This window comes from Streptomyces sp. SID11385, from assembly GCF_010548245.1.
Classification (GTDB): Bacteria; Actinomycetota; Actinomycetes; order Streptomycetales; family Streptomycetaceae; genus Streptomyces.
In genome coordinates this window covers 1-8125 of the sequence record NZ_JAAGLR010000353.1, presented here as the reverse complement: position 1 = coordinate 8125, position 8125 = coordinate 1, and the positions used below count along the sequence as shown (strand labels likewise).

Here is an 8125-nt window from a genome sequence, read left to right as displayed (position 1 = left end):
GCCCTGGGCGGGCTTGGCGGGCCGGGTCGGGGCCGGGGTGCCGGGGGCGCGGTGCCGCAGCAGGGTCGGGGTGGCCGCGGCGGTCACCACGAGGCCGATCACCGTGAGCATCGCGAGGTGCCAGGAGGGGGAGAGGTGCGAGGCGACGAGGCCGCCGAGACCCGCGCCGAGCATCCCGCCGAGGCTGAACGCCGCGTGGAAACTCGGCATGACGGGGCGTCCGAGCGCGTTCACGAGGTCCACGGCCGCACTGTTCATCGCGACGTTGATGCCGCCGTACCCGATCCCGAAGATCAGCAGCACCGCCCCGAGCGACCAGGCCGTGTGCATGTGCGGGGGCAGCGCGATCGCGAGGGAGACGAGCACCGCGCAGGCGGCCGTGACGGGGTGGTTCCCGAAGTGCCGGCACGCGCGCCCCACGAGCGCCATCGTCACGATCGCGCCCGCCGAGACTCCGAGCAGGGCGAGCCCGAGGGCGCTCGCCGAGGCGTGTGTCTGGTCCTTGATGGCCGGGATGCGCACCACCCAGCCCGCGAAGACGAAACCGTCGAGCGCGAAGAAGACGGTGATCGCGGCGCGCAGCCGCAGGAGGGAGCCGCGGGAGCCGTCGGCGACGACGGTGCGCGGGCGGGGGGAAGGCGAGCCGGCGGAGTCCGAGCCGGCTGAGCGCGAGCGGCCTATTTTGTTCAGGAGCGACACAAAGTCAGCGTACGGGGGGTGCGAACGGCTCACAAGGGGTTGTCGTAGGCGGGTGCGAGCATGGAACGCATGGCCACCCTGCTGCCGCGCTCGCGCACCACGCTCGCCCCGGGCGCCGTCCATGTCCCGGACTGGCTGCCGCCCGAGCGGCGCCGCGCGCTCGTCGAGGCGTGCCGCGACTGGGCGCGCGGACCGGTGCCGATGCGCAGGGCGCGGCTGCCGCGCGGCGGCGTCATGTCGGTGGACAGCGTCTGCCTCGGCCGCCACTGGCTCCCGTACCGCTACAGCCGCACCGCCGACGACGTCAACGGAGCCCCCGTCCTGCCGCTGCCCGGCTGGCTCGGCGACCTCGGCCGCCGCGCGGTCGCCGCCGCGTACGACGACGAGGAGGCCGCCGCGCGGTACGCGCCGGACGTCGCCCTCGTCAACCACTACGGGCCCGGCGCCACGATGGGGATGCACCAGGACAAGGAGGAGCGCGCCTCCGCGCCCGTCGTCTCGCTGAGCATCGGGGACACCTGCGTCTTCCGCCTCGGCAACACCGAGACGCGGGGCAGGCCGTGGCAGGACGTCGAGCTGGAGTCCGGAGACCTCCTCGTCTTCGGCGGCCCGTCCCGCTTCGCGTACCACGGCGTCCCCAAGGTCCGCCCCGGTACGGGCGATCCGGGCGACGGACTGGCCCGGGGACGCCTCAACATCACGCTGCGCGTGACGGGCCTGCCCGGCTGAGCGCGCGGCGGCAGCGCGCAGGTGGGGCGGGACGCGGGGGCGAGAGGACATGACAGACTCGCCGACATGAACGGCAAGGAGGCAGCGGCCCGTACCGCGAATGGCGCGCGGGTGGACGGCGCCGCCGTGGGACGTACCGCGGGCGAGCGGACGCCGGAGGAGCGGAGCCGGGGCGAGCGCACCCGGCTGGAGCGCGGGCGCGGCGCGCTCGGGCCCGCGCTCGAACTCGTCCACACCGGGCGCGCCCCCACCCGCGCCGTCCTCACCTCCGCGCTCGGCGTCACGCGCGCGACCGCGGGCGCCGTGGCCGCCGAACTGGAGTCGCTCGGCCTGATCCGGGTCGACGCGCGCCCCGCGGCACCGGCCGGTTCCCACGGCCGCCCCTCGCACCGGCTCGCGCTCGACCCCGAGGGCCCCGTCGTCCTCGCCGCACAGGTGCACGCGGACGGCTACCGCGCCGCCCTCGTCGGCCTGGGCGGCCGGCTCGTCGCGACCTCGCCCGGCTGCGAGATGATCGGCGCCGACCCGGCGGACGTACTGGGCTCCGTCGTCGCCGCGGGACGCGCCCTGCTGCGCGAGACCGGCAGACGCTGCGTGGGCGCGGGCCTCGCCGTGCCCTCCGCGGTCGCCGAACCGGAGGGCACCGCGCTCAACCCGCTGCACGTCGCCTGGCCCGCCGGTGCCCCCGTACGCGACATCTTCGCCGCACAGGTCCGGGCCGCGGGACTCGACGTCCCCGCCTTCGCGGGCAACGACATCAACCTGATGGCTCTCGCCGAGCACCGCCACGGCGCCGGTCGCGGCGCCCGTCACCTGCTCGTCGTCGCGACCGGGCACCGCGGCGTCGGCGGCGCCCTCGTCGTCGACGGGCGCCCGCACACCGGCAGTTCGGGCCTCGCCCTGGAGGTCGGGCACCTCGTCGTACGCCCCGGGGGACACCCCTGCTACTGCGGGGGGCGAGGCTGCCTGGACGTCGAGACCGACCCGCGCGCCTTCCTCCTCGCCCTCGGGCGGACGCCGGGGGACTCCCAGCTCCGCGAGGCCCAGGAGCTCATCACCGCGCACGGCGAGGAGCCCGCCGTACGCGCCGCCGTCGAGATGCTCACCGACCGGCTCGGCCTCGGCCTCGCGGGCCTGGTCAACATCCTCAACCCCGACCGCATCCTCCTCGGCGGCCTCCACCGCACGCTCCTGACCGCCGCCCCCGACCGCCTCCACGCGGTGGTGGCCGACCGCAGCCTCTGGGGCCGCAGCGGCAGCGTTCCCCTCCTCGCCACCGCCCTCGACCGCGGCAGCCTCGTCGGCGCCGCCGAACTGGCGTGGCAACCGGTCCTCGACGATCCGCTCTCCGCGCTGAGCGGCTGAGCCGGGCTGAGCGGCTGGACCGGGGATGAGCGGCTGAGCCGTCGCTTCCACGGCGGTGGCGCGTTCCACGGCGGTGGCGCGTTCCAGAGCGGTGGCGCGTTCCAGAGCGGTGGCGCGTTCTACGACAGCGGCGCGCCGGGACCCGTACCACCGGCCCCGACGCGCCGCCTCACACCGCGGTCCTCACCCCACCCCCACCGTCCGCACCCCCCGGCGTCCGGCACGCTCCTCCGTCCCCATCTCGGCGAACGGCTCCGCGCCCGCTCCGTAGCGGTGGCGCGGCGTCACCGCCGGGAGCGGCGCGGCCTCTTCGGCGGCGGCGAGCGTGAACCACACGACCTTGCCCCGCTCGTCGGGGCGGACGCCCCAGCTCTCGCTCACCGCCGCGACGAGCGCGAGGCCGCGTCCGCACGTCTCCGTGTCCGGGGCGCGGCGCAGCTCGGGGAACCTCGGGTCACGGTCGCGCACCGAGACCGTGAGCACTCCGAGCAGGAACTCGATCTCCACGGAACAGGTCTTGTCCGATTCCGCGTGGCGGTGCACGTTGGTGAGCAGTTCGGTCACCCCGAGGGTCGCCTGGTCGATCAAGGCGTCGAGATGCCAGTAACGCAACTGGGCGGACACGATTCTGCGGACCTGACCGATCCGCGACGGCAGGGCCTGAAGCTCCACCGCGCAGTGCCTGCTGGGCTGGCTGATCACGGCTGTCACTCCCCGAGGTGAGTCCGGAAGAAGACGATGCTCGCGGCCGGCGGTTCCCACTCCCGCCGGCGTACAGGGGGACCGGTACGGCGGCTGGTTCACAGCGTCATCGCCGGTGGACCCAGAGTGAGGTGAGTCCAGGGTGACCCGGGGCAACCGCCCCCGCAACTCGTCGCCACGGCCCGTACCACCACACGCCTCCCCGCAGAACGCGCGGCGACCCCCGCCGGCTGTGGCCACGGGGCGCGCGTCCGTGGTGCAGTCTGCACGGCCCGGGGGTCCCGCACCAGGGCCCGGCACCCCCACCGGAGGCGCGCGCGGGCGCATCGGCACGCTCCTCGACGAGCCCCCGCGCGCACCGCCCACGTACCCGTGAGCCCGTCGTGCCCCCGCTCGCGGAGGGTGTGCCCCCAAGCCGGGGCTTCGGTCGCTCAAAGAGGTGTTTATGCAGGTGAGAAGTGGTGCGAGGAGGTCTAGGATCGGTCCCCACCAGCCCACGCGCGGCCTCCCGCGCCCATTTTCCAGGAGCGGCGTCGTGCCCACCCCCGAGCAGAACCGCCCCGGCGCCCCGGCGCACACACCCGGACCCCCGGCGCCCACGCCCGACGGCCCGGCCCGCACCCTCGACGCCGACCGGAGCGATCCCTCCTACCGCGCCTGGCTCAAGGAAGCCGTCCGGCAGGTGCAGGCCGACGCCAACCGCAGCGCCGACACCCACCTCCTCCGCTTCCCGCTCCCCGCCCACTGGGACGTGCACCTCTACCTCAAGGACGAGTCCACGCACCCCACCGGGAGCCTCAAGCACCGCCTCGCCCGCTCGCTCTTCCTCTACGCGCTGTGCAACGGCTGGATCAGGCCGGGGGCGCCCGTCGTCGAGGCGTCCAGCGGCTCCACCGCCGTCTCGGAGGCGTACTTCGCCCGCCTCATCGGGGTCCCCTTCATCGCCGTCATGCCCCGCTCCACGAGCCGCGAGAAGTGCCGGCTCATCGAGTTCCAGGGCGGCCGATGCCACTTCGTCGACGATCCCCGGACGGTCTACGCGGAGTCCGCCCGCCTCGCGGCGGAGACCGGCGGCCACTACATGGACCAGTTCACGTACGCGGAACGTGCCACCGACTGGCGCGGCAACAACAACATCGCCGAGTCGATCTACCAGCAGCTCCGCGAGGAGCGCTACCCCGAACCCGCCTGGATCGTCGCCACGGCGGGCACCGGCGGCACCTCGGCGACCCTCGGCCGCTACGTGCACTACATGCGCTACGACACCCGCGTCTGCGTCGCCGACCCCGACTTCTCCTGCTTCTACGAGGGCTGGACCCAGCACGACCCGGACGCGGTGAGCGACCGCGCCTCGCGCATCGAGGGCATCGGCCGCCCCCGCATGGAACCGAGCTTCGTGCCCGGCGCCGTGGACCGCATGATGAAGGTCCCCGACGCCGCGAGCATCGCCGCCGTGCGCTTCCTCGAACGCGTCCTCGGCCGCAAGGCGGGCGGCTCCACGGGGACCGGGCTGTGGAGCGCCCTGCGCATCGTCGCCGAGATGCTCGCGCACGGCGAACGCGGCAGCGTCGTCACCCTCCTGTGCGACCCGGGCGAGCGCTACCTCGACAAGTACTACGCGGACGAGTGGCTGGCCGCGCAGGGCCTCGACATCACCCCGTACACCGCGACCCTGGAGACCTTCCTGGCCAGCGGGACGTGGCCGGGCGGCCCGGCGAGCTGAGCGGCGTTCTCCCCGTGGGGGCGCGGGGTGGCGCCGTCCCCGTACGGGCGCGAGGTTTCGCCCCGTACGGGCGCGGGGCCTCGTTCCCGTACGTAGGGGCGCCGCGGGGCGGTCGTTCTCGTACCGGGCTCAGGTCACCGGCGGCGTGTCCGCGACCAGTACCGACTCGACGCGCTCCGCCAGCTCCTCGCGTGCCTCCTCCGGCAGCCCCTCATCCGTCACCACCGTGTCCACCGCGCTCAGCGGCGCGAAGGAACTCAAACCCACCGTCCCCCACTTGGTGTGGTCCGCGACGACGATCACGCGCCGCGCCGCCGCCACGAGCCGCCGGTTCGTCTCCGCCTCCGCGAGGTTCGGCGTCGACAGCCCCGCCCGCTCCGATATCCCGTGCACCCCGAGGAAGAGCAGATCGAAGTGGAGGGACGCGATCGCGGCGTCGGCCACCGGGCCCACGAGCGAGTCCGAGGGTGTGCGCACCCCGCCCGTCAGCACGACCGTCGCCCGGCCCTGCCGCCCGTCGTGCGCCCGGTGGAAGACGTCCGCGACGCGCACCGAGTTCGTCACCACCGTCAGCTCCGGCACCTCTACGAGCCGCTGGGCGAGCGCGTACGTCGTCGTCCCGCCCGAGAGCGCGATCGCCGTACCGGGTGCGACAAGTTCGGCGGCGACGCGCGCGATGCTCTCCTTCGCGCCCTGCTCCCGGCCCGACTTCGCCTCGAAGCCCGGCTCGTGGCTGCTCGCCTCGGCCGGCGGCACCGCGCCGCCGTGCACCTTCTCCACCGCCCCCTGCCGGGCGAGCGCGTCGAGATCCCTCCGCACCGTCATGTCCGAGACACCGAGCCGCTTCGTCAGCTCGTTGACCCGCACGCCGCCGCGCCGCCGCACCTCGTCGAGGATGACGGCCCGGCGCTGCTCGGCGAGGAGGTTCAGGTTTTCGCTCACGTCCGCCCGGTCCTTCCGCTGCTGTGGTCCCCTGCCCCGTACCGCACCGCGCGACGGAGCGTGGGGACGTCCCCGCCGTGCTCCGGCGCGTCCCGCACCCGTCGCCGCGCCCCCGTCATCCTCCCATGACGGCGAAGCCGCTCCGGCGGGACGGTTCCCGCCGCCGCGTCACTCGACCGAGGGATACCGTGCCCCAGCCCTTCCGGGCACGCCGCCCACGCGCTCATGCTCGTACGGGACATGACAGCCTCGGGCGGTACGGTACGCCGAGCGCCCACCCGTCCCGTACGAGAACACGCTTCACGCAGAACACGCCCCGCCCACCCGTCCGTTCACAGGGAGAACCGCGCGTGCAGTCCGCCCCGGGGGAGCAGCCCGCCCTCGAACTGCTGGTCCACGGAGTCGGGGGCACCACCCCGGCCGAGATGCTCGACGATCCGCACACGGTCCGCGTCGCAGGCGACGACACGGCCGCCCTCTACCGCCGCGCGAAGGACGCGCCGCCGCGCGAGCGCGAGGCGCTCGGGCAGAACGCGTCGCCGCCCGGGGAAGGCGCTTCCTCGCGCGAGGCCGCGGCGAAGGAGCCCGGTTCCGGCACGGACGCCCCGGTGCAGGAGGCGTACGTCTGGTGCAACCTGACCTCCGGCGACGCGAGCCGCGCCCTGTGGCTCCTCCTCCTGCCCTTCATGGTCGTCAACCTCGCGCACTGGATGCGTCCGCGCGCCCTGCGCCGCCCACGTCTCGTCAGCTTCTACGGGGCACTCGTCCGCCTCATCGGCCTCAGCCTCACCGTCCTCCTGGTCGCCGCCGCCTGCGAGGTCGCCCTCGACCTCACCGCCTGGCAGTGTGCGGGCACGGCCGCCTGCGCCGAGGGCCGCGCCTGGCTCGGCTTCCTCTCCCCGCACGCATCGCCGGGCGACTGGTGGACCCAGCCCGGCCGCCGCCTCGCCCTCGCCGCGCTCGTCCCCGTCGCGCTCGTCCTGCTCCTGTGGTTCCTGGCGCACAAGACCTGGAGCGCGTACGAGAACCAGAGGCCGCTCCCCGCGACGGACGGCACCGACTCCGGGCGCGAGGCGTATGACGGGCGCGACGCGCGCGACGCGGTGGCCGACACTCCCGCTCCCGCGCCCACCGCCTCCGCGCCCACCGCCCACGGCGCGAAGGTCCCGCGCGAGACCCCCGGTCTGGCCCGCCCCGGCTTCTGGTACGGCCGCCGGATCGTCGCCAGGCTGCGCGCCGCGCACACCGCCGCGGGGCTCCTCACCGTCGCCGCCGGGGTCGGAACGGCCGTCACCGCGCAGGACGCCGCGCACGGCGGGCCCGTCCTCGCCGGCCGCATCCTGTGCGGCCTGTACGCCGTCCTCGGCGTCTTCGTCGTCGCCGCCGTCTGCCGTCGCGGCCGCAGCGAGCGGCGCCTCGACCTCGCCTTCGACCGCCTCACCGTCCGCGCCCTCCCGCTCGCGGCCCTCGTCCTCCTCCTCGCCACCCTCGGCTACGCCCTCGCCGACCGTTCCGCCGACCGCTCCACCGGCACCCTCCCGGGCGACTCCCTCTTCCGCGTCCTCACCCTCACCCAAGGGCTGCTCGTCCTCGCCCTCGCCGTCGTCGCCGCCCTCCTCCACCGCAGCGCGCCCGACCCGCGCACGGCGCTGAGCGGCTACGGCGGCCCCGCGACCGCTCTCCTCGCCTGCGCCCTCGGCGGCGTCCTCACCGGCGGCCTCGCACAGCGCGTCGCCGACTGGCTCGACGGGCCCGCGACCCCGGGGGAGGGGGCGAGTCCCCTTCCCGGACCGCCTGTCCTGCTTTCCTGGCAGGCCGCCGTCCTCCCGCCGATGCTCCTCCTCCTGGCCCTGCTCGCCGCCAGGCTCGGCATCGCCACGTGGCGCCGCGCCCGCGCGGGCGCCGCGCAGGTCGACGCCGACTATCCCGGCGTGCGGCACGACGAGGCCCGTACCCGCGCGATCG

At 75.2% G+C, this 8125-nt stretch carries 6 protein-coding genes and 1 pseudogene; 4 read left to right on the top strand and 3 right to left on the bottom strand.

Features of this window, described 5'->3' with window-relative positions; all coding sequences use genetic code 11:
* A partial coding sequence (locus tag G3I42_RS10685; protein WP_203606638.1) for an MFS transporter occupies positions 1–588 on the bottom strand: 588 nt, incomplete at its 3' end.
* A gap of 180 nt (positions 589–768) precedes the next feature.
* Here G3I42_RS10685 and G3I42_RS10680 point away from each other — a divergent pair.
* Together G3I42_RS10680 and G3I42_RS10675 are read left to right on the top strand one after the other, a co-directional pair.
* Positions 769–1428, top strand: coding sequence for an alpha-ketoglutarate-dependent dioxygenase AlkB (locus G3I42_RS10680; RefSeq protein ID WP_164284724.1), 660 nt, complete (start codon positions 769–771; stop codon positions 1426–1428).
* A 66-nt stretch (positions 1429–1494) separates the two neighbouring features.
* Positions 1495–2793 carry an ROK family protein gene (locus G3I42_RS10675; RefSeq protein ID WP_164284720.1) on the top strand — a complete coding sequence of 433 codons (1299 nt, stop codon included), beginning with the start codon at positions 1495–1497 and terminating at the stop codon, positions 2791–2793.
* A gap of 183 nt (positions 2794–2976) precedes the next feature.
* On the opposite strand, the gene G3I42_RS10670 is transcribed toward G3I42_RS10675, so the two are convergent.
* Positions 2977–3495 (bottom strand): ATP-binding protein, encoded by a 519-nt coding sequence (locus tag G3I42_RS10670; RefSeq protein ID WP_343244512.1) that lies wholly within the window; start codon positions 3493–3495, stop codon positions 2977–2979.
* Between the two features lie 535 nt (positions 3496–4030).
* On the opposite strand from G3I42_RS10670, the gene G3I42_RS10665 reads away from it, so the two are divergent.
* The gene (locus G3I42_RS10665) at positions 4031–5218 is read left to right on the top strand and encodes a PLP-dependent cysteine synthase family protein (protein ID WP_164284717.1); all 1188 of its coding nucleotides are present in this window, start codon (positions 4031–4033) and stop codon (positions 5216–5218) included.
* A gap of 129 nt (positions 5219–5347) precedes the next feature.
* Here G3I42_RS10665 and G3I42_RS10660 read toward each other — a convergent pair whose 3' ends face one another.
* Positions 5348–6160 (bottom strand): DeoR/GlpR family DNA-binding transcription regulator, encoded by an 813-nt coding sequence (locus tag G3I42_RS10660; RefSeq protein ID WP_164284714.1) that lies wholly within the window; start codon positions 6158–6160, stop codon positions 5348–5350.
* Between the two features lie 350 nt (positions 6161–6510).
* Between G3I42_RS10660 and G3I42_RS10655 the strand changes: the two are divergent.
* A pseudogene (locus G3I42_RS10655) lies at positions 6511–8125 on the top strand (hypothetical protein); the annotation flags it as partial.

Coding starts and splice junctions, on each gene's coding strand:
- G3I42_RS10680 (WP_164284724.1), top strand. CDS start 769: ATGGCCACCCTGCTGCCGCGCTCGCGCACCACGCTCGCCCCGGGCGCC.
- G3I42_RS10675 (WP_164284720.1), top strand. CDS start 1,495: ATGAACGGCAAGGAGGCAGCGGCCCGTACCGCGAATGGCGCGCGGGTG.